At 42.5% G+C, this 26,109-nt stretch carries 26 protein-coding genes; 11 read left to right on the top strand and 15 right to left on the bottom strand.

The features are described from left to right. Window positions 1–73: 73 nt before the first annotated feature. Entirely contained in the window at window positions 74–1,381 is a 1,308-nt protein-coding gene (locus QZT69_RS09915) for a T9SS type A sorting domain-containing protein (RefSeq protein ID WP_294673601.1), read from the bottom strand. 146 nt (window positions 1,382–1,527) lie between these two features. Beyond that, complete coding sequence (locus QZT69_RS09910) at window positions 1,528–2,415, bottom strand: hypothetical protein (RefSeq protein WP_294673600.1); 888 nt, start codon at window positions 2,413–2,415, stop codon at window positions 1,528–1,530. A gap of 178 nt (window positions 2,416–2,593) precedes the next feature. On the opposite strand from QZT69_RS09910, the gene QZT69_RS09905 reads away from it, so the two are divergent. Then, complete coding sequence (locus QZT69_RS09905; RefSeq protein ID WP_294673598.1) at window positions 2,594–3,058, top strand: SMI1/KNR4 family protein; 465 nt, start codon at window positions 2,594–2,596, stop codon at window positions 3,056–3,058. 476 nt (window positions 3,059–3,534) lie between these two features. Here the strand turns inward: QZT69_RS09905 and QZT69_RS09900 are convergent, their stop codons facing one another. From QZT69_RS09900 to QZT69_RS09840, 13 genes are all read right to left on the bottom strand, one after another. Continuing rightward, window positions 3,535–4,749 carry a SpoIIE family protein phosphatase gene (locus tag QZT69_RS09900; protein WP_294673596.1) on the bottom strand — a complete coding sequence of 405 codons (1,215 nt, stop codon included), beginning with the start codon at window positions 4,747–4,749 and terminating at the stop codon, window positions 3,535–3,537. Window positions 4,750–4,916: 167 nt separating this feature from the next. Next, window positions 4,917–5,225, bottom strand: a complete 309-nt coding sequence (locus QZT69_RS09895; RefSeq protein ID WP_294673595.1) for an AraC family transcriptional regulator — start codon at window positions 5,223–5,225, stop codon at window positions 4,917–4,919. Further along, entirely contained in the window at window positions 5,219–5,818 is a 600-nt protein-coding gene (locus QZT69_RS09890; protein WP_294673594.1) for a hypothetical protein, read from the bottom strand. The genes QZT69_RS09895 and QZT69_RS09890 overlap by 7 nt, the downstream gene beginning before the upstream one ends. Continuing rightward, the gene (locus QZT69_RS09885; RefSeq protein WP_294673592.1) at window positions 5,800–6,606 is read right to left on the bottom strand and encodes an SDR family oxidoreductase; all 807 of its coding nucleotides are present in this window, start codon (window positions 6,604–6,606) and stop codon (window positions 5,800–5,802) included. The genes QZT69_RS09890 and QZT69_RS09885 overlap by 19 nt, the downstream gene beginning before the upstream one ends. Before the next feature lie 212 nt (window positions 6,607–6,818). Continuing rightward, a complete protein-coding gene (locus tag QZT69_RS09880) occupies window positions 6,819–8,174 on the bottom strand; it encodes a S41 family peptidase (protein ID WP_294673590.1) in 1,356 nt (451 codons plus the stop codon). Window positions 8,175–8,349: 175 nt separating this feature from the next. Then, the gene (locus QZT69_RS09875; protein WP_294673588.1) at window positions 8,350–9,156 is read right to left on the bottom strand and encodes a LytTR family DNA-binding domain-containing protein; all 807 of its coding nucleotides are present in this window, start codon (window positions 9,154–9,156) and stop codon (window positions 8,350–8,352) included. A gap of 79 nt (window positions 9,157–9,235) precedes the next feature. Then, window positions 9,236–9,583, bottom strand: coding sequence for a heavy-metal-associated domain-containing protein (locus QZT69_RS09870; protein ID WP_294673585.1), 348 nt, complete (start codon window positions 9,581–9,583; stop codon window positions 9,236–9,238). 157 nt (window positions 9,584–9,740) lie between these two features. After that, a complete protein-coding gene (locus QZT69_RS09865) occupies window positions 9,741–11,960 on the bottom strand; it encodes a multicopper oxidase domain-containing protein (RefSeq protein ID WP_294673584.1) in 2,220 nt (739 codons plus the stop codon). A 60-nt stretch (window positions 11,961–12,020) separates the two neighbouring features. Then, window positions 12,021–12,236: a hypothetical protein gene (locus QZT69_RS09860; RefSeq protein ID WP_294673582.1), complete on the bottom strand. Its 216-nt coding sequence runs from the start codon at window positions 12,234–12,236 to the stop codon at window positions 12,021–12,023. An 83-nt stretch (window positions 12,237–12,319) separates the two neighbouring features. Next, the gene (locus tag QZT69_RS09855; protein ID WP_294673580.1) at window positions 12,320–14,749 is read right to left on the bottom strand and encodes a heavy metal translocating P-type ATPase; all 2,430 of its coding nucleotides are present in this window, start codon (window positions 14,747–14,749) and stop codon (window positions 12,320–12,322) included. 79 nt (window positions 14,750–14,828) lie between these two features. Then, complete coding sequence (locus QZT69_RS09850) at window positions 14,829–15,389, bottom strand: AraC family transcriptional regulator (protein WP_294673578.1); 561 nt, start codon at window positions 15,387–15,389, stop codon at window positions 14,829–14,831. 3 nt (window positions 15,390–15,392) lie between these two features. Further along, complete coding sequence (locus tag QZT69_RS09845; protein ID WP_294673576.1) at window positions 15,393–16,241, bottom strand: DUF3347 domain-containing protein; 849 nt, start codon at window positions 16,239–16,241, stop codon at window positions 15,393–15,395. An 87-nt stretch (window positions 16,242–16,328) separates the two neighbouring features. Beyond that, the gene (locus QZT69_RS09840; protein WP_294673574.1) at window positions 16,329–16,745 is read right to left on the bottom strand and encodes a hypothetical protein; all 417 of its coding nucleotides are present in this window, start codon (window positions 16,743–16,745) and stop codon (window positions 16,329–16,331) included. Window positions 16,746–17,221: 476 nt separating this feature from the next. Here QZT69_RS09840 and QZT69_RS09835 point away from each other — a divergent pair, with 476 nt between their 5' ends. Genes QZT69_RS09835 through QZT69_RS09790 form a run of 10 tightly spaced genes read left to right on the top strand, consistent with a single transcriptional unit; the run spans window position 17,222 to window position 26,090 of the window. Beyond that, complete coding sequence (locus tag QZT69_RS09835; RefSeq protein WP_294673572.1) at window positions 17,222–18,529, top strand: S8 family serine peptidase; 1,308 nt, start codon at window positions 17,222–17,224, stop codon at window positions 18,527–18,529. 6 nt (window positions 18,530–18,535) lie between these two features. After that, entirely contained in the window at window positions 18,536–18,778 is a 243-nt protein-coding gene (locus tag QZT69_RS09830) for a hypothetical protein (RefSeq protein ID WP_294673570.1), read from the top strand. A gap of 47 nt (window positions 18,779–18,825) precedes the next feature. Next, window positions 18,826–20,376: a hypothetical protein gene (locus QZT69_RS09825; protein WP_294673568.1), complete on the top strand. Its 1,551-nt coding sequence runs from the start codon at window positions 18,826–18,828 to the stop codon at window positions 20,374–20,376. Window positions 20,377–20,431: 55 nt separating this feature from the next. After that, window positions 20,432–21,475 (top strand): hypothetical protein, encoded by a 1,044-nt coding sequence (locus QZT69_RS09820; RefSeq protein WP_294673566.1) that lies wholly within the window; start codon window positions 20,432–20,434, stop codon window positions 21,473–21,475. Window positions 21,476–21,484: 9 nt separating this feature from the next. Further along, window positions 21,485–23,329, top strand: a complete 1,845-nt coding sequence (locus tag QZT69_RS09815) for a hypothetical protein (RefSeq protein ID WP_294673564.1) — start codon at window positions 21,485–21,487, stop codon at window positions 23,327–23,329. Window positions 23,330–23,334: 5 nt separating this feature from the next. Then, window positions 23,335–23,508: a hypothetical protein gene (locus tag QZT69_RS09810; RefSeq protein ID WP_294673563.1), complete on the top strand. Its 174-nt coding sequence runs from the start codon at window positions 23,335–23,337 to the stop codon at window positions 23,506–23,508. Next, window positions 23,492–23,797 (top strand): hypothetical protein, encoded by a 306-nt coding sequence (locus QZT69_RS09805; RefSeq protein ID WP_294673561.1) that lies wholly within the window; start codon window positions 23,492–23,494, stop codon window positions 23,795–23,797. Before QZT69_RS09810 ends, QZT69_RS09805 begins: the two co-directional genes overlap by 17 nt. Further along, window positions 23,781–24,545, top strand: coding sequence for a hypothetical protein (locus tag QZT69_RS09800; protein ID WP_294673560.1), 765 nt, complete (start codon window positions 23,781–23,783; stop codon window positions 24,543–24,545). The genes QZT69_RS09805 and QZT69_RS09800 overlap by 17 nt, the downstream gene beginning before the upstream one ends. Window positions 24,546–24,570: 25 nt before the next feature. Next, the gene (locus tag QZT69_RS09795; RefSeq protein WP_294673558.1) at window positions 24,571–25,542 is read left to right on the top strand and encodes a hypothetical protein; all 972 of its coding nucleotides are present in this window, start codon (window positions 24,571–24,573) and stop codon (window positions 25,540–25,542) included. Then, on the top strand, window positions 25,539–26,090 hold the full coding sequence (locus QZT69_RS09790; protein ID WP_294673556.1) for a hypothetical protein: 552 nt from the start codon (window positions 25,539–25,541) through the stop codon (window positions 26,088–26,090). The genes QZT69_RS09795 and QZT69_RS09790 overlap by 4 nt, the downstream gene beginning before the upstream one ends. Window positions 26,091–26,109: the final 19 nt, after the last annotated feature.

Here is a 26,109-nt window from a genome sequence, read left to right as displayed (position 1 = left end):
TGCCGTGTCTTTCAGACTGCACTCCGTCTTCACCAGCCACAGCTGGCTCTTCTTTGCTGTGAAATAAAAAAACCTAATCTCTCACTACCATCTTCTGCGTATAGCTTTCTGTTTCGCCTGTTATGCGCACCACGTATACACCACTCGGGAGTGTTTCGCGGGCGATTTTAATTTCCGGGCCGGAAATGTGATGAATATGCTTCACGGGTTCGCCCAGGCTGTTGACAATGGAGAGCTCGGCATTTGTGAAAGGTTTCTCTGCACGGATGGTGGTTTCACCGGAAAACGGGTTCGGGAAGATGTGAAGGTTTTCTTGCACCAGATGCGGAACGGATGCCGTTGATGCGTCGAGTTTGTACACTCCGGTGAGGTTTGAGGAATGATCACGGGTGAGCAGACATAGTGTGGTGTTGTACATGACCATGTTGATCACCTGTTTATCGCTGCCAGGGAAGGATTCCTGGTACCATTCGCTCCAGTTGGAGCCGCCATTTGTACTTCTGAAAATGCGTACGGTATCGTTTTCTCCGTTGATAGCTCCGGCTGCATACAGGATATTGGAGTTGTTCGGGTCGTACACAACAGAATAGATGTATTCGTAATTCGGAGTGGTGAAGACATTGCTCCAGGAAGCTCCTTTGTTGACAGAGCGGTGTATGCTTCCCTCCTTCCCGATAAATAGGGTATCGGTATTCGTTGGATGAAATGCAATTCCGTTGACTGCCTGGTTGGTTTCAACGGCAGAAACGGCCCAGTTTGCTCCTGCATCCAGGGAATAAGCCAGGTAGGAATCGAAAAGTGACAACTCACCACCGGAATAGATGTAGGCAGGGTTTAAAGGATGGTAGCGAAGTACGCTTGGCTGGTAAACCGAATAACCCCAATCTAAATAAATGGGCGACCAGCTTGCGGAAAAATCCGTGGAGCGTGCCACACATGATCCGCTCATGGCAATAAGCTCCTGGTGGTTGTTTGGATTTACGTCTATTCTTGTTCCCGGCTGGAAGTCAATGCCTGTAGCGCCGAAACCATTGGTTGTATTGACGAAAGAGTTCCCGTTATTGACAGAGGTGAAAATGGTATTTCCTGCTGTGCTGTCTGCCACGCAGACAATTGTATCCTGCCCTATGAGTACAAAATCATTGATCTTCAATCCCTGAAACCCGGCCGCGATCCAGGTAGTGCCGCCAGATTGAAGTGATTTTTTAAACAACCCGTTTTGCGTGGGTACGAACAAGGTATCTTGTTTTAATTTCATCAATGGGTTGCTCATCCAGGAGAGGTCCTGGGCAGGCGATCCGATGTAGGTTAACTGGCCGTAAGTGCCGGTTGCAACTAAAAGCATGACCGCCGCGAATAGTGTCTTGCGTAAGTTATTCATAGTTCTTTTTTTTGTTGTGTGTATGCGGGTAATACAACTGAAGATGCGGAAGGTTGCATGGTTAGATGAGGGTTTATCCTCCCCCTTTTATCCCTCCCGACGAGTTCCTGTCGGGAGGGATAAAAGGGGGAAATTAAGATCCTCTTTTATTTTTTATCAATCTGGAAGCCGGTGAAGTCTGAATGCTCATCGGCGCTGCAGGCATTGATAGTGATTTGGGTGAGGTCGGGGTTGTTTTTCACGTAGGTAGAAAGCATTTGCTTCTTTTCGATGTAGTCGTTTTGGTTGGCTGTATCAACGTCGTCACTGCGTAATTCATCTTCAAATGGCTCCAGGACCATGTCGTCCATTTCTTCTCCTTCGTTTTTCACCTGGAATGTTTCGGGGGTTACGTAGGATTCTGCCCATTCTTCAAATTCGGGGCTGCGTTCCAATGCTGCAAGTGATCCTTTTTCGTTTCCCTTCAGGTCGTTGAAGGTCAGCTTGCCGGTGTCAAGCTTTTTCAGCAGTTTTGCCTGCAGGTCCGTTTTTCCTATTTGCTTGTTGCCCCGAACAATGGAGATTACCGTACTATTTTTCCAAAGATCTTTGTTGGTACTGATCTTCATCATTTTCCGGATCTTTTTGTAATCCGGGTTGTCTGTGGTGTTCAACACCAGGGAAATATCTCCGAGGGTTGCTCCCGGCGGTGCTGTGATCACGATCTTTTTCCCTTTCGGGACCTTGTATCCGATCAATGCTCCTGTTTTTTTATTGCGCCGCAATCCGCCGTGTCCGCTCACGGTTCCCTTTTTCTCTCTTTTGGTACGTGCCAGCTGTGTAACGACTTTTCCTTGAACGGGCTGCTCTGCCATAGCTTGTACCAATGAATTGTTCTTTGCCTGCGGACTGTTATCTGCAGCTTCCTGAATCTTGCGTTGAATGAGTGCTTCCGGGCGGTTATCCGTTAAACTCAGTCCGGGGTTGTTTTGTTTTCCGGTATCCCGGGTGAATGCTGCTTTTTGCTGTTGGGTCTTCTTTTCCTGCGTCTGCATACGGGTGTGAATAGTTTTTCGAATATAGTAAATTCGGTCAAACAAATATATTTCCTTTCTATACACCTGTCAATTAAATCTCCCCTAATATAAATTCACCCGGTTTTGAGGGTTTTCAGGCACTTTGAATGGTTTACTTTTGTTCCCCATTCAACCCATCAATACGGATTAAAACACTATGAAACAATTCATTCGAAACAGCTGGCTGACAAATGATGCCCGGAGGCCCGATCTTTTCACATCGGAAAACCCGGCTATTTCTGTCGAAGAACTGAAGGGGTTTGAAACTGCTACCGGATTGGTACTTCCTGAAGATTACAAAGCACATATGCTCACTTACAATGGCGGTGCGGTGGTGAGTATCTACCTGTTCTTCGGTCTTCCGGATGACGGGATCAACCTGCTGGGCTTCTACCCGATCAAGCACGGGGATACGCTCCTGGTTGAACGCAGGGATTACCTGCCTGAAAAGCACCTGGCGATCGGCAGAACGGGGACCGGCTACCTGGCCATGTCACTGGACGAAAATTCGTACGGAAACATCTACGTCCATTATTCGGAGGTAGAGCTGGAATTCCTGGCGGCTTCTTTCACGGATTTCATAAATGGTCTGATTGATTACACGGCTGTTTTTGAGGGGTAAACTAAAACAGAATCACTACTGAACGAACCTGTTTTTTTATGGGAATATCCGGAACAAAATCTCATACGTGGATGGCGTAAGGACATCAGAACATTGGGCAGAATTAGTAGGGAGAATGAGGTAATCTATTCAACTCTATCTTAAGGTTGAAAACCTCTTCACAGAACAAGAATTTGAATTATTAATACCAATTTATCACAGTGAACCTCCACCCGATTGCGGATTCCCGTATCATAATTAGAACTAAAAATTATTTTCCAACGATTATTGGCCGGTCGAAGACTAAGGATTTCCATTTCGGAAACCGATCTCGGAAAGTGCTAAAAACCGCAGCGTTTGTAAAACTGCTGTGGTTTGCATTTGGGATCCTGATCCCTTCTTTCCGCTAATCGGTCCGAAATGGGATTCTGCTTGAACGGCAAGCGGGCAAAGCATTTTTACTTACTTTTTTTGCTTTGGAAAAAAGTAAGATGGTGTCACGGTACTCTGAATCCAACGATCAAAATATCGTCTGTCTGCTCTTCATCGGATTGGATTTTCCATTCTTCAATGGTCTGATTGAACACGTCACGCTGTTCTTTCATAGTGAGGTCCTGCATGGAGAGGATCAATTCCTTGAAATTCCGGTAAGTGAATTTCTTTCCTTCTTCCCCGCCAAACTGGTCTGCGTACCCATCGCTAAACAGGTAGTAGCTGTCTCCGGATTCTATATTGATCTGGTAACTTGTGAACTGCTTATCGGTGTTTTTGGAAAAGAGGTGAATAGGAATTTTGTCGGTTGCCAGCTTGGTGAGTACGCCGTTTTTCACCTGGTAGATCGGGTTGTAAGCCCCGGCGTATTCCATGATCCTGTTTGATTTGTCGATCACGCACAATGCAATGTCCATTCCGTCTTTTATTTCATAGCTGCGGTCAATGATTTTCTGATTCGCACTCTGAAACTCATTGTTCAGCTGGTTCAAGATATCGGCCGGATTTGTCTGTCCGTAATCGGTAATGCATTTACTCAGCAGGTTGTTCCCGATAATACTGATAAATGCTCCCGGAACTCCATGACCGGTGCAGTCACAGGCTGCTATGAAAATTTTATCCCGGTGTTCTTTGATCCAGTAAAAATCTCCACTCACGATGTGCTTGGGCTTAAGCAGTACGAATGAATCCGTAAGAATGGCATCTAACTGAGCTTTTGTAGGAAATATGGCTTTCTGAATGAGTTTTGCATAGCGGATACTCTCCAGCATTTCTTTATTCTGCTGTTCAATCAACTGCTGCTGCTGCAAGATTGGTGAGATATCCAAAAAGGATGAGACCAGGAACCTTTCGCCGTTGATTTCCAGGTTTTCAATGGAGCTTATGGCATAAATGATTCTTCCGTCCTTTCCCCTGCATTTGATTGTTTCGTTTTTTATCCGTCCCTTTTCCAGAATAAGGTTCGAAACCCGTTCATGTTCCTCCGGATCGAGAATTCCAAGTTCGCGGGCATTTCGCCCCACGACTTCTGCTTCCTCAAAACCGTAAATTTCTACAAATCGTTTGTTTACACGGATATATCTTCTTTCAAGTGTAGTAATAGACATACAGGCAGGACTGGAGTTAAACACTTCCAAAAAAGTCTTCAGGTTTCCCTGAGCCACTTTTTCAGCCATTTCCAAATCATCGAATGAGATCGCATCTGAAAATATGTTCTTCATGGCGTGAATAGTTTTAGTTACCAATATAAAAAATAATAGTGATACACAGCGATTTGTTTCACTTTCTTAAGGCTTAAAACTAACACATTTGTTTTATCCAGAGCAACCAATCGTCCTTTTTGCTATTCCCGGAAAAGTCTGGCGCAGGAAACTTACAGCATGGAAAGTTAATTAAACAACCGCCGGAACTCTAAGGGTGAAAGGTTTGTTTTGGCCTTGAATAACTTACTAAAAGACTGCGGATGCTCAAAGCCCAATTCATATGCTATTTCACTCACGGTTAAGTCGGTAGCAGCTAATTTTTCTTTTGCTCTCTCAATAATCTTTTCATGGATGTGCTGCAATGCGGATAATCCGGTCTGCTGTTTGAGCAAATCGGAAAAATACTTATCCGACAAATTCAACTGTGCCGCAAAATAGTTGACAGCGGGCAACGCTCTTTCCCTTTGTTTATCTCCGAAATACCGGTTCAGCAATTGCTCGAATTACCGAGCAGCGTGTCGTTAACTACCTTTCTTACAATGAATTGCCGGTTGTAGTACCGATTGCTGTAGGTCAGCACTAATTCCAGGTTGGCAACTACCACATCCTGACTGAATTTATCGATGGGCAGATGGTATTCTTTATGAAGCTGCTGCAGGATCTGTTCCATTGTTTTCTCTTCGTCTTCAGAAAGAATGAGGGCTTCATTGGCCGCATATTCAAAGAAACCATACTCTTTGATCTTTTTATCCAGCTCATACCCCCGCAAAAAATCAGGATGCAGCTGAATGACCCACCCGGAAACAGGAAACAATGCTCCGGGATCAACAATACTTACTTGTTTCGGGGCAAAATAAGACATCACTCCTTCATCAAAATCATAGATGGTCTGCCCGTATTGCAATTTGCTCGGACAGTTTTTTTTGAATACGATCTGGTAATAATCAAAGATCAGTTTGGTTTTATCCGGAACCTCGGTGTGCGGCATTTCTTCAAAGCGCATAATGCTGAATAAAGGATGTTTTGGTTTTTCCAGCTTCAGCAACTGATGGCTTTGAGCAATCGATTTTACATGAATTGTTTCCATCCTATTTGTTTTCTTTTCTGTTTTGCAAAACTTCGCGCAATAAAACCGGGTGAAAGATGAGCTGCCAAGATAGCAAATACCCTGTTCCGCGAACCCGATACGTGAAAAGTTTTGTTTCTTTTATAAGCTGATACGAGTTCTTTGGCAACCTGCTCCGGCGTTTGTGTGTTACTTCCCTGAACCAGTACTTTCCCCCAATCGTTGTTGTTTGCTTTCGTATTCATAAAATTGGAAGTAGTGAGCCCGGGACTGAACAATAGAACATTCACGCCATAAGGTCTGCATTCTTCCGTAATTGAATAGGTAAAAGCTTTTACAAAATGCTTGGACCCGGCATAAACAGCCATGTACGGGCTCGGAAAAAATGCGATCATGGAAGCTACATTGATGATAAATCCTTTTTTGTTCCGGATCATTTCGGGCAGGAACAAATGGGTCAACGCAACCAGGCTCGAATTGTTGAGCCGGATTATTTCCAATTCTGCCTCCAGGTCATTTTGAAAAAACTCTCCGCTGGAACCTTTTCCGGCATTATTAATCAACACATCCACCGAAATACTTCTCTGACGGCATTCCTCAAAAAGGGCTCCGGGCGCTTCCGGTTTGGTTAAATCTGCTACGATATAGTGAGCCCGGATCTGATACTTTGATTTTAACTCCTCACAAAGTGTCGCTAATCGTTCTTTGTTACGGGCTACCAGCACCAGGTTGTGTTTGAGGGAAGCAAATTCACGGGCAATTGCTTTTCCGATTCCGTCCGATGCCCCGGTAATTAATGTTGCATTCATGTGTCTTATTTAAAAGTAATGATGCAAAGAACCGGAATAAGGGAAAGTTGGAAGTAGTCAAAAGTCGGAATATAGGATGCATTTTACAGAATGAAAAACAGACCGCGTTCGCTAATCGCATGTCACCAATAGCTTTAGCGATGGCACAAGCTATAGCGGTAGCGAAATGAGAATGAGAATTTGATTCTTCATTCTCATTCTCGCCCTCATTTTCATTTTGCTTGAATAAGTTCCAATGCTTTAGTCAATGCTTCCTCTGATTTCACTTCGATATCCGGAGCCACTCCTGCTTTGTCCAACCGCACTCCGTCATGTGTATAGAAATCTCCGACAGGCAGCATCAACAGGTATTTTCCCGACACTACAAAAGGGGATGCGGACAGCATAGCGCCTCGTGTTCTTTCACCGATAATGGTAGCTCTTTTGTCGCTTTTCAGTGCATAAACGATGGGTTCGCAGGTACTTGCCGTATTTCCGTTGGTCAAAATGTAGATCTTTCCGGTAAATACCGGGTTCGAAGGTTTTTTGAAAACCAGTTTCACTCCCGGCGTTGTTTTGAGCTCATTCCCGAATTCATCCGTTGTTTTTGGCTGCATTTCCGGAAGTTTACTGAACAGTTCGGGCTGGTAACCGGAATAAGCGAGCTTATTGGTTGGAAAGTACCCTACTTCCAGGTCTTCCGCTACAATGTATTTTGCAAATGCAAACGCAGCATCAATTCCGCCGCCGCCATTGTTTCTCAGATCGATAATCAGGTTTTTATAAGCGGGATTTCCCACTATTTTCGGTAAAATCTCAGTCAGTTCATCTGCCGAAGTACTGAAGTTTTTGATCTGAAGGTAAGCCGTTTCGGGATCTTTTTCTTCGAAGAAAACCGATTTGGCAGGAACTTCTGTTCCCATATTATCGGAAGTATCTTGTGTGATCAGGAAATTCAAATGCGTGAAAGGAAGTTTCTGGCTCAGGATGCTGAACCCGAAAAACAATTCGATATCGTCGTGCGACTTGTGAAAGAGTTTTTCTAATTTTTTCTCGAATTTCTTCCATTCCCCGGTTTGGAGAACTTCTTTTGAATAAATATTCTCTTTGATGGTATTGATCACTTTCGGATAAAGCTCACTGTAATTCATCCGTTCTTCTTTGGAACTCGTTCCCTTTACGGTTCCAACTGCTTCTCCTGCGTTATTTACTAATTCTCCGCTGAGTGTTCCTGCTTTTACTATTCCTTTGAAACCCAATTTTCCGAACATCGGAATTGCTGTCTGACCGATCAGACTATCCGCCTGTTTTGTTCCCTTAATTGTTACAATGGTTCCTTTTTTGGGAGCTTTCCCCATCACTCGACCCAATCTTGCTTTCCCGCCCATAATCCGGACATCTGCATTTTTGGGTGAAGTCATTTTAAACTCGTTTTCAGCTAACCTGAAATCTAAAAAGGTGGTGATAACTGTTCCGCCGCCCAGGTCAATTTCACTCTTAAAGCGATCAGTGCCATTCTGTGCAAAGGAAGTATTCAAAAGAAAAATCAATCCGAAAATCAATCCGAAACTCAACCCTATGAATTTCATTTTTGTGTTGTTGTGCATATGTAAACAGGATTTAATGAAGTCCTCAAAGGAAACATGAAAACCCTTACTGTTGCTGAAAAAGTGATGAAATGATACGTTTTTTTGACGAAAAGACCAACTTCTAAATTATCAATGCTCAAATGATGAATTATCAAGTGAGTTTCCTCCTTGATAATTACCCAAGTTTTGATTTCACTTCCTTATAATAGGTCTTCGACAGCGGAATTTCTTTATCACTTGTTTTGAACACCAGTTTTGCTCCCTGGGAATTCCCTATAATTTTTCGGATGGATTTTGTATTTACCAGATAAGACCGGTGGCATTGCTCCAAAAAAGGAAGTTGTTTGGAAACATTCGACAATGTTTGCCGGAATGTAAGGGAAACTACTTTTTGGTCTTCATCCGTAAAACAGATCTCTACATAGTTTTCTACGGCTTTGATAAACAAGAGCTGTTCTTTTTCCAGGTGCAGCACTTCGTTCTTATTCTCCCCGATCAAAACGAAGGAACTGGCAGCAGGCGGAACAATCCGTTCACCCAGTTTCTGCCTGAAGTAAACCATCAGGGGAACAAAAACCGGGATCATGCAGACAACTGTTACACTTAAAAAGCGCCAATAGGTCCACCAGGTATAATCTTTGAAATTGTTAACGATTGACCGATTATAGAAATAAAGCACTGTACCGGAGATGAAACAAAAAACCAATACCGAGCTGATTTCGTGAAAAACGGTCCAGACCTTACCTCTGGCAGCATAAAGTGTATTCTCAATTCCGGCCTGGATTATAAACAGAATACCGGCAAAAATACCATAACCGGAAAGAAGCAGTGTTTTATATTCCGCGTCAAACTGACTGGTATCAAAAGGCTGCAGCACAATGATTATGAAGCACAGGTAAACAGCCAAAATAAGCCCGATCAACGCACGCCGTTTCCCCGATGCTGTAAAATGGATTTGCCTGTTTAAAGAATTCAATTTCAACTTCCGTTTGATTTTGGGGAGCTAAATTACAAAAAAAGAAAGCGGCTGTTAACCGCTTTGTCGTTCCTCCGGAATGCTGTTATTTTTCTTTGCAGCAGTTATCCCGCTCTTTATACCCGTTCGGATCTGCTTTCACCTCATCGGCATCAAAACCAAGCAGTGAAATCTCTTTGCGGATCTTTTCCGGTGTTGTTTTTTTTGTCCAATAGACTACAGTGGTCGTTTGGTCTGCTTCGTTGTATGTCACCGACTGCACTCCTTTAGCCAGCCCTAGTTGGCCTTCCAGTTTTCCACCGCAGGTTTCGCATACTTTGCAATGGTCACAGGTATTGGGTGTTTTAACGGTGATTGTCTGTTTGGCCGGAGCTTTTTGTCCCGTCGCTAATTGAACGGCGAATAAGCATGCTATTAATAAGATTATTTTCATTGAATTTTGAGTTTTAATACTTTCTCCATGATCGTAACTTCCCAAAGATAGTAAAGATGAAAGAGAGTGTATGTAAACTAAATTCTCATTCTCATTCTCATTCTCATTCTCATTCTCATTCTCATTCTCATTCTGTCAAATTTTCCGGAAGGAGCATTCAATAGGTAAAGGTAAATCCGCCTCCAAATCCCATATCGCTGTCGTAATGCGCCGAAAGGGAAAACGATTGATTGAGGACATATTTCAGGCTGCCCATGTACTCAAAATCGGAATTATACATCAGCCCCAGCCGCAATCTTTTTGTCAGCGGAATGTCTTCCCGCATGAATTGAAGGCGTAGTTTTCCATCCGTATCAATCCGAAAGTCTGCTATTATCAGCATCGGTAAGGTGTATTGGATACCAAAACACAAGGCCGCACGCTGATCTTTGGTGTTTACCTGACCGAAAAGATTCCGTTCAGTTTCGCCCATTTCCATTTTGCGGTAGCGGTAATCAAATCCGACATACGGGTAAAGCCATTGCATCTTACCGATATACCTGCCCAGATGTGTTTCGGTCTCCCACCCCATCATTTTATCGTATCCGAGCCGCCATTCTGCCTGCAGGTTCCAGCGGGTATTCATGTACATCATTTCTCCGTCGTTCCCGTTAGTAGCAAAGTCGTTCTGGAACATAAAGTGGAATTCCCGGTCGTCAGCGTAAAGCTTTTTCAAGGCTTTTTCCGGATTTGGCAGCTGTGGATTGGGAGGTGAGTTTTCATAGGTAAAAATTCGTCCCATTCCGCTCATCATGTGATAAAGGATGTGACAATGGAAAAACCAATCACCGCTTTCTGTGGCAGCAAACTCTATCGTATCTGTTTCCATCGGCATAATATCCAGTACGTTTTTCAAGGGTGAATAATCGCCGGCCCCATTAACCACTCTGAAAAAATGACCATGCAGGTGCATCGGGTGGCGCATCATGGAATTATTGTAAAGGATGATCCGAACGTTTTCACCTTTCCGGATCAGGATCTTATCCGCTTCCGAAACCGTTTTGTTGTTAATGCTCCATACATAACGGTTCATATTTCCGGTTAGTTCAAACTGGTAAACAGTCGTTTTTACATCCGGAAGTGTTGTCTTAACAGGTGAGCGAAGCATGTTGTAATTCAAGGTCACAATATCAGACAGATCGTTGCTTTTGTATTGATCACTGTTTGTCATATCCATATGGTTATGGCTTTTTTTCTTTTTCGGAAGAGCTCCGGTTATTTCAGGATACATAACGACATTCATATCCATTTGCTGCAGGCTCATATTCATGCCCATGTCGTCCAGGTTTCCATTCATCCGGATCATGTCGTTCATCATCTGCATTCCTTCAAAATATTTTAAAGGCTGAAGCGGGGAAACAAGTTGTTTGACACCATCTCCCAACCACAAAGAAGTACTTCTGATCCGGTCTTCCGACGTGGCTTGCAACTCAAAAGCTGTACTATCGGAAGGAATTGTCACGACTATATCGTACGTTTCCGAAACAGCAATGATGAATCGGTCTACTGCAACCGGGACCACATCCGAACCGTCACTGGCTATCACATCCATTTTACCGCCCGACCAGCGCATCCAGAAATACGTGGATGAACTACCATTGATAATCCGAACCCGGACTTTATCTCCTGCCCTGAATGTCGGAGCTTGTATTTCCGGCTTACCATTCGACAGGAATGTGTTGTAATACACATCACTCACATCCATTGCCAGCATGCGTTTCCATTCGTTTCCAAGCTTTGTTTTCAGCCTTCCGGAAAGAATTGCATCGCCATAACTCTGCACTGCTCCTTTTTGAACGGATGCTTTCTTAATGGCCGACCAGTCATTGGCCATGTGCAGCCGGCGGTGTACCTGCTCCGGTTTCATATCCGTCCAGTCACTGAGAATAAGTGTGTATTCCTGCATCGGTTTTTCATCTCGCTTGTGAATAATAAATGCACCGTACATTCCACCCTGTTCCTGCAAACCGGTATGTGAGTGGTACCAATAGGTACCGTTTTGAACAATTGGAAATTTGTAAAGATGTGTCTTTCCGGCCTTGATAGGCGCTGTTGTCAAATAAGGAACTCCATCTTGCTCATTGGGTAATATTAACCCGTGCCAGTGGATGGATGTTTCCGTATTCAATTCATTATGGATCCAAATTTCAGCGGTATCTCCTTCCGTGAAGTGTAACTCAGGCATTGGAATACTTCCGTTGACGGAATAGGCATGGCGTTCTTTCCCGGTAAAATTCACCGTTGTATCCCGAATGTATAGATCGTACCGCACATTTTTCTGGGCAAAAGCCAAAAGCTGCATCCAAATCATTCCTATAACCAATACTATTCTTTTCATTACTATCAATTTACATCATTACTACCTTTTTCACCTCACAGAAGGAGCATAAACTTCCTATTATGCTTCGATCCGCTCGATTTGGAATCCTGCAGATTTCACCTGTTCTTCAATTTCTTCAGCGCTTACTTTATCTGAGGTAACGGTCAGGATCTTTGCCGGTGTAAGAATATCTACATTCCACTCAGACGGGGATAGTTTTTCATTTAAGAAAGGGGATACTTTTTCCAGGCATCCTGTACATTTAATGGTTGTTTTGAACTGTTTCTTTTCCATGATTATTTACTTTTAATACCCTGCAAAGATTCGCTTTCTCAGGGGCTTTATACTTATGATTTTTTCCGAACGATTTATGATTTTTACGATTTATTCAGGCGTCTGAATTTCAGCAGCAAACTATTGCTTACAACACTCAATGAACTGAGTGTCATGGCTGCTCCGGCAATCATTGGATTCAATAAGAACCCATTAACCGGATAAAGGGCTCCGGCTGCAATTGGAATACCGATTACATTATAAATAAACGCCCAGAACAAATTTTGTTTAATGGCAGAAACCGTCTGCCTTGAAAGCTGAAAGGCAACCGGGATTTTCATCAGATCTGAAGAAATGATTACCATGCGGGCAACGTCCATGGCAATATCACTCCCCTGTCCCATTGCAATACTCACATCTGCCTGGGTGAGCGCGTTGCTGTCATTGATACCGTCTCCGACCATGGCTACTATTTTCCCTTCAGCCTGCAGCTGCCTGATGAATTCCGATTTATCTGCGGGCAGTACTTCTGCTTTATAGTGCCCGATTCCTGCTTTATCGGCGATGGCTTTTGCCGTTTGTCTGTTATCACCGGTGAGCATGTATACTTCAATTCCGGATTCCCGGAGTTGGCGGACGGCTTCAATGGAAGTTTCTTTTAGTTCATCCGAAATGGCTATTACAGCTAACGCCTTTTTGGTATCTGCAAAGAAAATGACTGTTTTCGCATCGGATAGCCAGGTCTCTGAAATGGAACTCAAGCCGCTGTCAATACTGATTTTATTTTGGTCCAGCAATGCCTTATTTCCAACGAAATACGTGTGTCCGTCAACTTCCGCTTTAGCTCCGAATCCGGTAATGCTTTCAAAATGATGCACGTGGCGGGTTTCCGTTTCGTTAAAATAATGGACCACTGATTCAGCCAACGGGTGCTCCGATTGTTTTTCAATACTGTATAGAACAGCTTGCAAACCGGTGTCTTTGTTTAACCATTCAATTCCTGTAACCTTGGGTTTTCCTTCGGTAATCGTTCCTGTTTTATCGAGCACCACTGCGTTTACCTTACGTCCCAGTTCCAGGCTTTCTGCATCTTTTATCAGGATACCGTTTTCAGCACCTTTACCCACTCCAACCATAATTGCCGTTGGCGTAGCGAGTCCCAAAGCACACGGACAAGCAATTACAAGAACTGTTACAAGGGACAAAATTCCTTGCGTGAGCCCGTTTTCACCGCCCAGGATTACCCAAAGGATTAGCGTTAGTATGGAAATCCCTAAAACCACAGGCACGAAAATTCCCGCAATTTTATCTACGAGTTTTTGAACCGGAGCTTTACTACCCTGAGCGTCCTGGACCATTTTAATGATCTGTCCCAGCATGGTTGCATCACCTACTTTTTCGGTTTTAAAATGGAAACTGCCTTTTTGATTGATCGTTCCGGCAAAAACTTTCGCGTTTTCGATCTTCTCAACAGCCAGTGGTTCACCGCTCAACATACTTTCGTCCACAAAGGATTTCCCGGAGATAACAGTTCCGTCTACAGCAATCTTTTCACCTGGTTTTACCACAATGGTATCACCGATCTGAACATGGATAATCGGAATTTCTTCAGACTCTCCCTGCTTATTCAGAATCGTAACTGTTTTAGGCTGCAAACCAATCAGTTTTTTGAGTGCCGAAGATGTATTTCCCTTCGCTTTTTCTTCGAGTAATTTTCCAAGCAAAATAAAAGCTATTACTACCGTTGCGGCTTCAAAATAAACATGCGCATGCAGCCCCTGTTTATGCCACACTTCCATAAACAGCGTATTAAAAACACTGAATAAATAAGCGATACCGGTACTCAGAGCAACCAATGTATCCATATTTGCAGAACGATGCTTCGCCTGTTTCCAGGCATTGATGAAGAAATCCTTACCCAACCAAACAATCACCGGCGTAGAAAGTATCCACATGATATAGTTTGCATACGGAATATGCATAAAGAACATACCGATTGCAACTACCGGAATCGAAAAAAGAATGGCACCGATCGTTTTATTTTTCAGTTTTCGAAATTTCTGCCGGTGCAATTCTTCCAGTGTGTCTTTAGCAGTTTCGGTTTCATCAATCATTAAGTCATACCCGATTGAGCGCATAGCAGTCTGGAGCTCCTTTGGACCTGTTATTGACGGAATGTACTCCACCGATGCCAGGTTATTGGCGTAATTTACCGAGACTGCGGCCACACCCTTTACACTTTCAAGAATGGTCTGAGCACTGATAGCACAAGAAGCACAGGTCATATTCAAAACCGGGAAGTTCTTTTTCACGGTAGTTACTCCATACCCCAAATCCCGAATGGTTTTTACAGCTCCGGGTAAAATATTAAATGCTTTTGTTTCATTGATGATCGCCCGGTTATTGTTCAGCTCCACTTTATGAAGCGTAACGCCTTCCAGCTTTTTCAAACCACCGTCCACTATAAGTGCACAATGCTCACTTTCAACTCCCTCCAGGGGGATAAAAAGCAAGTCTTGATCTGTTGTTTCCATAATTTCCATTTATATGCTACAAAGTTCAGAAGGAAACGCAGGAAAAGACTTATGATATTTTCTGATTGAGTTATAACATTTACAACTGGTCCAAAGGTTTGCGTTTAGACTCTTTGATCGACTTGAAATGGCTTGGAGTAAGGCCTGTTACTTTTTTAAATTGTGTACTCAAATAGGCCACACTGCTGTATCCCATCTGATCAGCAATCTGGCTTAACGACCATTCATCGTAAACCAATAATTCTTTCACCCGCTCAATCCGTTGAGAAATGTAAAACTTCTCAATGGTTGTTCCTTCTATTTCTGAAAACAGGGTACTCAGGTACTTGTATTCCATCGGAATATGCTGTACCAGGTAATCGGAAACATTGACCTGTATGGTTTCATCCGAATGGTGCACCAATTCAACAATGAGGGTTTTCACGCGTTCAATTAACCGGCTCCGTTTATCATCGATCAGTTCGAATCCGATTTCGGCAAAGCGCTTTGCGATCTTCTCCAAATCCTCTTCGGCAGGTGTATCTTTTAATTCCACTTCTCCCAGTTCAACCGCAAGTGGATGAAATCCGAGTTTTTCAAGCTCGGACTTCACCACCATTTTACAGCGGTTGCAAACCATATTCTTTACATAGATTACCATCTGTTACTTAATGGTTTCGGTTGTTTTACCACAAGTGAGCATGGAACTGCCGTAATACGGATTTTTCACTGCGTTTTCAAGACTCAGCCAATCTGCTCCGGCGCCATCATTGTACATGGGACAATGCTGCAGGTACATTGTTTGATCTGCTTTGAAAACTTTCACCAGGTCATACATTTCTTTCGAAAGCAATGAAAAATGTTCGCGTTGGGAATTGATATCCTTCGCCTCTCCGATACGCCCGGCATGCATCAATAGGTCTTTTTCAACTTTCATCCAAACCGTGTGTTCCGGAGCGCTCATTTTAGACATATCAACTGCTTTAATTGCTTTTGCCAAATCTGTTGACTTTGCTGAAGCCGCCGCCTCGTTGTCTTTAACCAAAGCATCTTTCAACGCGAAATAGGCCGTGTAAACTTTTTCCAGCAGGTTGGTTTCTGCAGCTTGCTCTTGTGCGGACGCGGTGGTATTTTCCACTTTCGCAACCGGCTCTTTTACTACGACATCTTTCTTCATGCGCTCGTATTTACAACATTCTGCCAGCTTCGCATAAGCATCATCGGGTGCCAGGAATTTCTCATTGTCATAACCTGCGTAGGCAATGCGTTTCAACACCTCATCCGAAGTTGTTTTCTCAGCATCGTATTGCAGGGTGAGTATTTTGGAATCTTTGTTCCATTCAGCGGAAGAAATCCCTTTCCTATTAGCTGCAGTTTCAATTGTTTTTTTGCACATTTCGCAATTTCCGGCTACTTTAAGGATTTCCGTTTTTGCATTTTTAATCGGTGATGCACAGCTGGTAAATGCTACTAACAAGAGCATTCCCAACATGAGGTGCTGTATCTTTTTCATAATTTCTTTTTTTGATGAATAACGAATTTCTAATCCACAAACGGATTAGTTCAGCCTTGTGAAAAGGCGGTCTGAAAAGAGGTAATTCTATATCAGGAATGATTCGTTTTGAATGTAGATGGGTTCATTGAATCTGCCCGGCGGCCGATTAGGATGATAGTCAGAGCGCTGTTTACCGGTAGAAACAACCCTTTCATTTTTGGGCACAAAAACAAAAGGTTCACTTTTGAAAGGTACAACTTCAAGGGATTTCCAACTTACTGTTGATGCCTTGAGCTGTTGATTTTCAAGTTTGAGGGAAAAGACAAGCTGCTCACAACACTTTCCGCTAACAATGGTTTCGTTTTTTTCGGCCGGAACGCTGCAGGCACAAGGCTTGTTTTTGTTTGGTACCAGAACGGAAACGTCTGCTAATTTTCCACCGCAATAATGCACAGATACCGTTATTCCAAATGCCGGAACAAGGTATAAGACCATTACTATCAGTGAAATTATTCGCTTCATAAATGCTGTTAATCCTAAAACAAATGTAAACGACTTACTGCTTTAAAACAACTCTTTTAAAACGGAAAATTAACTAATGGCTTCTTAGCATTCCCAGAATTATGCTTTTTTAAAGCATTGCAAAAACTGGTTTTAACTCGCTCTTAAGACAATCATTTCCCTTAAGCTTTAAAAGATTTAACCCCATTTTCCCTTTCAGATTTTCTCGCAGGTGAGAGTGATTATCAATCAAACTTATCCGGTTATCGAATCACCAACGACTCATTGATACCCGCAATTCACAAATATTTACACGCAACTATCAGCAAGATTTTCCTTTAAAATCAGCAGGATATTCTCCTGAAACCCTTCAAAAAACAGGTGAAAAAAGTCAAATTAGAACAACTCTTATAAAAATTTCACAAAAAACTTTGAATCCAAATATTTTTTCTATTATTGACCCGATTTTAGTTAGATAACCCTATTCACACTTCTGGATGAAACCACATTTAGTTCTAAAGACTACTACGTCTTTTAATTTACCCTATATCCCATTTTGGGGAGATGTTGCCTTAGGAAAAGCAAGGGCGAACTCATCCTTTTCAGCAAATGTTGAAGAGGTGTTCAGAGAATATAATCTTGGCTACGTTGTTACTTCCGAATATCCTAAAAAGAACGAGGTTTGGTCTGAAGATGAAATCAAAGCGGAGTTAAACCGGTTTTACAGGTTCATTCTCTCAGAAGATACCCGGATTCCAACTTCTCTGATAAACCGTTTAGAATTACTTCCTGAAATTGAATCCGTTCAGGTGGGCGGAATCGCAAGCACACCTCTTCCCGCATTAACCTTGTCTCTGGGAAAGAAGGATTCATACCGGTATGACCATGTACGCAAATCGATCGGACTGGATAAAGTGGCGAAAGAAACTTTGGGCGACCCTTCGGTGATAATTGCTGTTTTGGATACGGGAATCCAGCTGAAACATCCGGAATTACAACACTGCCTTTTACCGGGTTATGATTTTGTGGATATTATTTCCGGAGCAAATGAATTTATCGGGGATTTCCTCGGCTATGATACCGATCCTGACGATGAAGTGGGACATGGAACACATGTTGCCGGGATCATTGGTGCCAAAGGAATCCACATGTCTCCCGGGGTTGTACCCCACTGCAAAATACTTCCGGTAAGAGTACTGGGCGCAATGAAACGAGGTGAAGACCGCGTTGGTGCAGGTCTGATCGACAATATCAATTCCGGGATCAAATGGGCTGTCGATCAGGGTGCACAGGTTATCAATATGAGCCTTGGAATTGTGCATGAAGGCGGTGGTCTGCCGCACGAAGAAATCGTAAAGTATGCCAAAGACAAAGGAGTTACCATTGTTGCGGCAACAGGAAATGACGGCCAGAACGCCAAATATTACCCTTCTTCCCTCCCACATGTCATTGGAGTGGGTGCATTAGATAAAGAAATGATGGGAGCTGCGGCCTTTTCAACTTTTGGCGACCAGGTAGATTTCGTTGCTCCTGGAACAGATATTTTCAGCACCCACATTGAGGGAAAATATGCCTTTTCGAGTGGAACATCTCATTCAACACCTTTTGTTACCGGCGGTATTGCCTTGCTAAAATCTTATGCGAAACAAAAGGGAAAATCATTAAACGATCAACAAGTAAAATACATCCTTAAACACAGTTCCGATAAGCTGGGAAAAAGTTTCAAAGACATGAAAGCAGGCTATGGAATGCTGAACCTGGAGGATGCCCTGCAAATGGTAAAATATAAACTAAACATAAATTAAATACGTATGAACACAATTAATCTTTCCCAGTTTGATCTGGTTTCAACAAGTTTTACGCCCTCTATCAGTGCAGCATTCCCCAATCAGTTATCCATTAACTTACCTTCAATGAATATCTTAAAATTGAACGGGATAGATATCGTAATGGACAAAATTGCGGTGCAGGCGATGCAAAAACTAATGGACAAGTACAAGGCAAACACCCTTGTCATTAAAGCTCCGACCCCGAATCCAACTCCATCAAAATAAACCGGTTAAATAAAAACAATCTGTAATTCAACTTTAAAATTATTAAAATGAATATTGAAGACAAAGTACGCCAGCATATCAATGATAATGGATTAACAGGCGTTATCAATCAGGTAAACAGCTTAATTAATAACGCTAATTTATCGGCGGTTGAACGAAAAATCATTTCTGTTCCAGCTTTATATGCTACCTGTTTGGATTATGCATTTTTTGTGGAAAATGTAAATAACACGGATGTAAACGGAATCTACCAGGCTTGTATGCGCAGTCTGCAGAAACTGGTTCAGGATTTCTACAGAGAACTGATTGATGAAGTATTGACTTTAAGAGGAATCAGTTTACCGGCAGATGCTGATTTAGCTGATCAGATTACTGAAATGATGCTGAGCGTGGTACTGCAGTCTAACGTACCAATTTCAAACGGTGAATCAGCGGACATTATCGTTGCCATTTACTACAAGGTAAAAGAATTAGGGCCAATCAATTATTTTGTGCGCCAGTACATTACCTATTCGGGAGATGTTGATCCGAATCAATTCAACGACAAGATAATCAATGCGATGGTTGATTATATGAGCTCGATGAAATTGTCTATTCCACAAACGATCGCCGGATTGGATGCTGCCGTTACCAACCATTCATTTGATGAATATTTTGCATTGGCATTGGATTATGCATTGCGTGTTGAAAGCGGCGGTGTGGATCCTATTGATCTGTATCGCATTAAGGGAAGTCAGAATACCTGGGATTTTTCCGTGGACCTTTTTGAAAGTTCTGCAAAACAAGGAATTGTTCCCAGAAATATTTTAGGTGCCGGTGCATTGTACTATACTTATGTACTTGGGGAGCAGCTTCAGTGTTTTAACCTGGCAGAAGCCCTGATATTGAAGTGGGCCCGTGGTAACGTATATGTTTCTGACCCTGCGACCGAAGGAAAATTGTACCGTTTCTACAAGCTGCTTGAAGAAAGAGCGAATAACGATGAACGAAGCATGTTGTTCAAGCGCGTACTTAATTTGAGTGATGCCAATTTATTGGAGGGAACAATTGTCAATGAATCGTTCTCACGCTTGTGGTCTGAATTAATGCATCAGATTGTGGAATACATTACTAAAACGGAAACATCCAATAATCGTGATTTTGTTTCTCGTTTGCCTATCACACAGTTGATCCGTGAAATTCAATACAACCTGACATCGTTCTTTACGGGAATGGCTCATGTTCAGGCTACTGAAATGTACAACCATTTGCAAGACGCCATGGAAATTCTGGCAGACGATGGAATTATCAATCAAATTGCTCCGGGAAGAAGCAAGAACGTTTGGTCTGTTATTGATGTATTACACAAAGAAACTTACGGTTCCGCACCGAACATTACGGCGTACAAAACTGCAGCGGTTGAAGGTTACAAATTGTTCCAGTATGTTTCCAATTTCAGCGATGCAGCATTCGACAACAACCAGTTTATCGGTTTCATTCAATCGGCAGAGTCATACATCATTGCCCTGAGCCAGGAAGGAAGCACGACAGGTAACAGCGGAATCACAAGAGGTGAATTGGCAGCAGTTGAAGAAGAATTTGAAGATTGGGATAATTAATTTTTATCACACCAATCTATGATTTGTTCAAGTATTAAACTTAAAATATTCAATTATGCCAGAGTTAACTCCTGAAGAAATAAAAAATCTTGCGCGCTCCGAAGCAAAAGAAGTCCTTAGTAGGAGCAGTGCATTTCAAGTGATGTCCAGACCTGATCAAATGTCTATGTACAAAGACATGGTACTGGCCAATGCCAAACGGTTGACTGAACAGCAGGCCAATGGGTTTATTGATAAATTGAGAGGATCTCAGACGGCTGACAGAGCCAGTGATTTGATCAAAGACAGCCGACATAAACATGAAATCGGAAGAGGTGTTGAAGCTTTTGACGAGTTGGTTGATACGGTCGATTTTCCGTTATTCGTAAAAGACCTTGTGAAGGGTGTGTTTGACGCAAATATGGCCGTAATGAAGGAACAAACCGAAAGTTACATCCGTTTGATGAAAGAAGCATCCAAGTCGGTGGCTCAATTTGTCAAACAAGTGAGTGATGAAGACGCTTTCGGCGAATTAGCCAATTCCAATGACAATTTTAATTTATCCTTTGATGATGAGGGTGCCAAATTGACGAGCAAGGAAGGCGAACCTGTCGATATGGAGGACAATGAAGTCAAAGCTGCCATTATGGACGCCAAGCTTAGAATGGCAAAAGAGCACAGAAAAACACTTCAACAAATTGTTTTAGCCGGAGTTACACGGATGGTTATCGATAAAGGAACGATTAAAGCAGGTGTTGTATTCGACTTCAAATCCAAAACTGATGCTGCATTCCAGGACAAGGCGATGAACAAGAACAGTTCATCCGGAGGAAGCCACATGAAGGCGAGCGGTGGATTAATCGGTTCGATATTTGGCGGTCCTTCCGGTGGTACCAGTAACTCCAGACAATCAACATCGGTGAGCGTTTCGTCTGCAAAAAGTTCCATGAATGATGAATTGGCAGCAAAGTTAACGGGAAACGTAGAACTCCAGTTTTCAACAGATTATTTCAAGCTGGATAAGTTTGTGGATCTCTACAAAATTGAGAGTGATACTGAAATAGCTACTAATCCGAATCGTTCAAATCCTGCAGGAGGACCAAACGGAACAGGAAAATAATAGATTATTATGGCACTTGCTATCTTAAAATACGATGTTAATTCCGGGAACAATCAGCAGTTTTCCGGGAATATTGGTAAGAACCGTTATTTCCGGATCATTGTTGGCGGTGCCGAGACATTCAGCCGTTATGGTGTTCCTTTCATGAAGGATCAAAAGTTCGCAAGTCCGCTGTACGGACCTATTCCGGATTCATCTTTCGGTAGAATACACTTCGAGATTCCTGCAAATTTAATTACTCGCGAACATGCCTATGTGCAGTTGTATTCATACAAAGACAAAGATGAGAATGGAATTGCTATTTCATCTATTGTCCGTGTAATTCCCGGTTTAACAAATATCCCTCCCATGCAAAATTCGGTTTCCTTTTCGGCACGTACTACTCCACCGGCTGCACTTGAAAAAACTGTTGGAAGTGTTGCTTTTCAATACAAAGAAAAGCCCGTTTCGAATGCCTTGTTTTTGGACAAATTGATGGAGTTTTTACCCAAAGCACTTCCTATGATTGGAGGTCTACTCGGTGGAAAATCGAAACCGGATCAAAAAGGCGGAGGGAAAACCGGTATGCAGGACCAACTATTAAAACTGATCAGCGATCCCGAACAACTGCAAAAGGTGTTGGATTTGCTGAAAGGATTACTGACCCCGTCCGGCCAGGAAACCAAAAGTGAAGGTAAAAGTTATGCCCGGTCAAATAAGTGGTCGGGAGCCATGATGGACCCGATGACAATTATGACCCTGATTTCTGCCATTACCGACGGATTACAAAAATTGGGAACCATTGGTGCACAGATCAACAAAGACGAACTGGACGCAATGGCAAAATTCAATCCTGGTGTCGAAGATAAAGATGTACAGGGGCTTTTGAACCAAATGGGAGTAAAAACGTATCCTTTTCCTTCTGTTAAATTCAAAACCAGCACTCTGGCCAGTTTGAAAATCGACGGATTAACTCCCCTGCCCTTTAAAAATCAGTCGTGTTTTTGCTTTTCATATGGCAGGGCTATGGGATTTCCTTTAAAGATCAACGCACCGAAAGATATTCCTAAAGGAATGGTTCAATTGATCGTAAGACGGGAAAGCGGCGAGACACTGATCCAGCACCGTTTGGAGCATAACGGATCAAACCTGGGAGTCTTGTCTGTTGTACCTGAAATACCAGCCCATTTGGCGGATGATTTAATCCCGGGTGAACTATACAAGGTATACATTGCAGTACTTTGGCGCGGGAAGAACGGTGAAAAGCTGGGGACTTCCATGGATCTTCCGATCATGGTTTCTTCGGGTTATTTCTATGATAGAATCGGAGCATCCAAAGAAGCTGTTCCACTGAATGACATCAATAAATACCGGGCGTTTTGGCATAAAGTATGGCAGTCTGATTTTACAGAAGACATAGTACGTTATGAGTTTGAATGCAAGTATTATTTTGCATTGGAACACGGAAGGACCAGAAATGCCCAAATGGAAACCATTGAGCTGATGTCTCCCGCAAGACCCCGAAAAATGGAAGGCAAAATGAAATCCGGATTGATACTCAGTCCTACCGTACTGAATCAGTTGCTTCCCGCAATCGGGCAATTTCCAATGCTTAACGATCAGCAGCTGGCTGCAGTGGAAGCGGAAGATTTTATTGTCAATCAGCAAAAAGCATCAAGGACAGGTCTTGAATATAAAGGAAAAGCCGGCGAAATGGCTGCACTTTGGGTATATCCGGAAGTTCAGGCAACAGAAGTTTACCTGCAAAAGCAGGGAGCTGTAAATCAGTATGGAAATATTGAAAACACGGTGGAAGAAATGGTTTACTTCCCCGCTGTCGCCTCAGCACATTTTATAGGTGTAACCTCTAATTAGTAACTATGAAAGAGCAAACATTATTCCCGACATCGCAGTCTTTTTCCGGCGCATTCAGCACAGAGGACGCTACCGTATTGCTGGATGGATTGAAGGTGATTTTTGACAAAAAAGTAACCGCAACTCCTGTAGATATCGATTACAAAATTTCATCAAAAAAAGTTGAAAACAACGGATAAGATATATGACCAGATTGACGAAAAGCTTCAACCCTTTTCGGTACTGATAGAATCATTGTCGGCCATCACTCATGCTGCCCCGGAATCTGATTTTTGGGAAACATTGAAGGTTGACAGGATTTTGGTTGATCTTCCTTTGGAAATAGATGTTTTGGTGAATGATGACAACACAATTACACTAGGTTCGGCTCCTCCGACTCAACATATTGAAACGAGTTTTATGCCGACGATACAGAATTTGAAATTAACGATTGTAAGACTAGAAGATCTCAATGGCGAACAAGAATAATAAATCCTGGCAATTAGAGGATTTTATCGATTCTCTGGTTTACGAGCTCGATAAGGCTCGTGAAACGCTTTCCATCAAGGGATTGAGCAGTCCGCTAACCTATGCTGTAAAAGATGTTTCAATGGAACTGCATGTATTTCCGGAATACAATGGAAAAGACGTTCGCTTTGTTACAGCCGGTTCGGGGGAATCAGGTTCTTCTAAAATCAGTCTGTCGTTGGGTTCAATAACAGATCGTCAGATTCGTGAAACAGCTAAAAAACCCATTGAAGCAGACGATATTGCTCTGGATGAAATCGAAGAGATCGATCCGGAAACGAAACTTCAATTGAACAGAATGGGAATAAGATCTGCCAAAGAGGTCGAAAAAATCCAAAATCAAAATATCAAGGTGAGCAAACCCGGAGCTTCCAATGAAGGAACCGGAAACACCATTGATTTTAAAAAATTAGCAGGTTTAATTAATAAAGCTCAACGGGGACAGAAGCCTCCCAAAGTATTTGCCGCTCAATTGGCAACTGTTCAGGGAAAAAATGTCCTGGCAATCAAAGGGGAAAATCTCGTCATTAAAAATTCGGATCAGCTCAAAGCATTGCTAAATAGCAAGGAAGCAAGAGTTATTCAAGCCGGCGCAGATCAAATCGTGTTGGAATTGGCCGAATTACCATCGAAAAAGGATAATCAGTTGATTGTTCAACTGGATGAACATACGGTTTTTAACCTCAATGTTACTGCTAAACCCAGATGAGCTGGTATAAAAAAACAAAAAAATTATGGTACCTGAATTTAAGAAATTAATGCATAAAAGAGCTTCAAAAGCCCATTATGATCATAAAAAACCAATAAAATTGATGTTTAAAGATGGCTTAATTGTAACCGAAAATGACCAGAAGCAAAGCCAGCGGTCCTATCACCATGGAATGAGCATCCAATCTCATGCTTTCGATTATACGCATCAGGCATTTGAAGCAGATGAAGATGACGACCAAAATGATCCTGTATATTTTGAGGATTCCGGTGAAGACCAGGAAGAAATGGTAATGGCAAAAGCTTATGATTATGATGGTTCGGATGAAGAGAACTATGCGACTGCCAAAGCCTATGATGACGATCATGATGATGATATTCATTATTCAAATAACTCAAAAGAGGAACCGGAAGATCGAAACAATCCATTCTCGGATGTTTTCCAGGTTGATGACCATTTATTCGAAAATGAAGACTCGCATTCAGGAAATAACTCAGCCGACGAGGACGAAGAATTCAACGATCAGTTTGCGCGTGATTTACAAGCCGTGCTCTCAGGCAAGAAAAGCCTGGCGCAATTATCCGAATATGCTGATCAAGACTATCTAAAAGAAGAGAAAGCCAAACCGGCAGCTGAAAATGCTTCGCAACAGGTTGAAGAAAAAATGGTGAAAGACGAAGCTATTTTCGAACAATTGGCGCTTGATATGAACCGTCTTCAAACATTCCAATTAGGTGAAGTACACCTGGAAGAAATTTTTGATCGTGCAGATGCCGACTTGTTGAATGAGAATACGGCTAAAAAACAAAAATTGGAAGAAGTCGTAACTGAAGCTGCTATGACTCTGGATGGTATGGAATTGGCTGAAGATTTTGAGTATATGGAATCATTGGCCGAATCAAGTCCGGATAACGGAAGAAGCAGCCAAACACGGGATGCCTATGAAGATGCCGAAATCGTCGAAGAAGAGGAAACAACTGAATCAGCTGAATTATGAATAGACTCCTGAAACTTCAAAGCCGGGTACAGCGATTCAGTCTGCCTCAAAAAGAGGGTTTTCAGATCAACGGAAGCGGATTAAAACAACCTTCACTTCCGGTAATGGTATCCAGAGAAAATACCACTTCGGCTTACCTGCTTATTGTCGGACAATTGGTGCGCAACGGATCACAAACCCCGCTTCCGCGAATGTCCGTGCAATTGGATGGAATCTTTGTTCAAAACAAACGAGTATCTGTAAAACCGGTTGTGGATTTAGCTAAAACAGACAGCAAAGGTTCTTTTGTTTTAATGGTATCGTATCCGATGGATGTAAAAAATAGTTTGTCACAAGCAAAAGCAAGGGTTTTGGTTGCAGGTCAGGACGGAGCATTCGAACTGCCGATTTTGCCGTACGAAAGTCAGGGAAATACCGAATGGAAGAAAATACTCAACGAAAAACCGGTCAACAGTGTTTTGCATCGTTTGCATCTGCCTTCTGAAAAACAGCTGCTGCAGTCCAAACAGCTTGAATTTATTGCTGTTGAAACCCTTCAAATAGATTAATCACTACTCACAATTAATA

Source organism: uncultured Fluviicola sp., from assembly GCF_902168135.1.
In the GTDB taxonomy this organism is placed as follows: Bacteria; Bacteroidota; Bacteroidia; order Flavobacteriales_D; family Crocinitomicaceae; genus Fluviicola.
The sequence above is the reverse complement of the archived record's forward strand: the minus strand, read 5'-3'. Positions and strand labels throughout refer to the sequence as shown.

Bases quoted from the DNA above. Each gene is read 5' to 3' on its own strand.
- QZT69_RS09915 (WP_294673601.1), bottom strand. From the start codon at position 1,381: ATGAATAACTTACGCAAGACACTATTCGCGGCGGTCATGCTTTTAGTT.
- QZT69_RS09890 (WP_294673594.1), bottom strand. From the start codon at position 5,818: ATGGAAACAATTCATGTAAAATCGATTGCTCAAAGCCATCAGTTGCTG.
- QZT69_RS09835 (WP_294673572.1), top strand. From the start codon at position 17,222: ATGAAACCACATTTAGTTCTAAAGACTACTACGTCTTTTAATTTACCC.
- QZT69_RS09845 (WP_294673576.1), bottom strand. From the start codon at position 16,241: ATGAAAAAGATACAGCACCTCATGTTGGGAATGCTCTTGTTAGTAGCA.
- QZT69_RS09795 (WP_294673558.1), top strand. From the start codon at position 24,571: ATGGTACCTGAATTTAAGAAATTAATGCATAAAAGAGCTTCAAAAGCC.
- QZT69_RS09910 (WP_294673600.1), bottom strand. From the start codon at position 2,415: ATGCAGACGCAGGAAAAGAAGACCCAACAGCAAAAAGCAGCATTCACC.
- QZT69_RS09885 (WP_294673592.1), bottom strand. From the start codon at position 6,606: ATGAATGCAACATTAATTACCGGGGCATCGGACGGAATCGGAAAAGCA.
- QZT69_RS09800 (WP_294673560.1), top strand. From the start codon at position 23,781: ATGGCGAACAAGAATAATAAATCCTGGCAATTAGAGGATTTTATCGAT.
- QZT69_RS09870 (WP_294673585.1), bottom strand. From the start codon at position 9,583: ATGAAAATAATCTTATTAATAGCATGCTTATTCGCCGTTCAATTAGCG.
- QZT69_RS09865 (WP_294673584.1), bottom strand. From the start codon at position 11,960: ATGAAAAGAATAGTATTGGTTATAGGAATGATTTGGATGCAGCTTTTG.
- QZT69_RS09855 (WP_294673580.1), bottom strand. From the start codon at position 14,749: ATGGAAACAACAGATCAAGACTTGCTTTTTATCCCCCTGGAGGGAGTT.
- QZT69_RS09820 (WP_294673566.1), top strand. From the start codon at position 20,432: ATGCCAGAGTTAACTCCTGAAGAAATAAAAAATCTTGCGCGCTCCGAA.
- QZT69_RS09790 (WP_294673556.1), top strand. From the start codon at position 25,539: ATGAATAGACTCCTGAAACTTCAAAGCCGGGTACAGCGATTCAGTCTG.
- QZT69_RS09900 (WP_294673596.1), bottom strand. From the start codon at position 4,749: ATGAAGAACATATTTTCAGATGCGATCTCATTCGATGATTTGGAAATG.
- QZT69_RS09810 (WP_294673563.1), top strand. From the start codon at position 23,335: ATGAAAGAGCAAACATTATTCCCGACATCGCAGTCTTTTTCCGGCGCA.
- QZT69_RS09815 (WP_294673564.1), top strand. From the start codon at position 21,485: ATGGCACTTGCTATCTTAAAATACGATGTTAATTCCGGGAACAATCAG.
- QZT69_RS09905 (WP_294673598.1), top strand. From the start codon at position 2,594: ATGAAACAATTCATTCGAAACAGCTGGCTGACAAATGATGCCCGGAGG.
- QZT69_RS09840 (WP_294673574.1), bottom strand. From the start codon at position 16,745: ATGAAGCGAATAATTTCACTGATAGTAATGGTCTTATACCTTGTTCCG.
- QZT69_RS09850 (WP_294673578.1), bottom strand. From the start codon at position 15,389: ATGGTAATCTATGTAAAGAATATGGTTTGCAACCGCTGTAAAATGGTG.
- QZT69_RS09880 (WP_294673590.1), bottom strand. From the start codon at position 8,174: ATGAAATTCATAGGGTTGAGTTTCGGATTGATTTTCGGATTGATTTTT.
- QZT69_RS09825 (WP_294673568.1), top strand. From the start codon at position 18,826: ATGAATATTGAAGACAAAGTACGCCAGCATATCAATGATAATGGATTA.
- QZT69_RS09830 (WP_294673570.1), top strand. From the start codon at position 18,536: ATGAACACAATTAATCTTTCCCAGTTTGATCTGGTTTCAACAAGTTTT.
- QZT69_RS09860 (WP_294673582.1), bottom strand. From the start codon at position 12,236: ATGGAAAAGAAACAGTTCAAAACAACCATTAAATGTACAGGATGCCTG.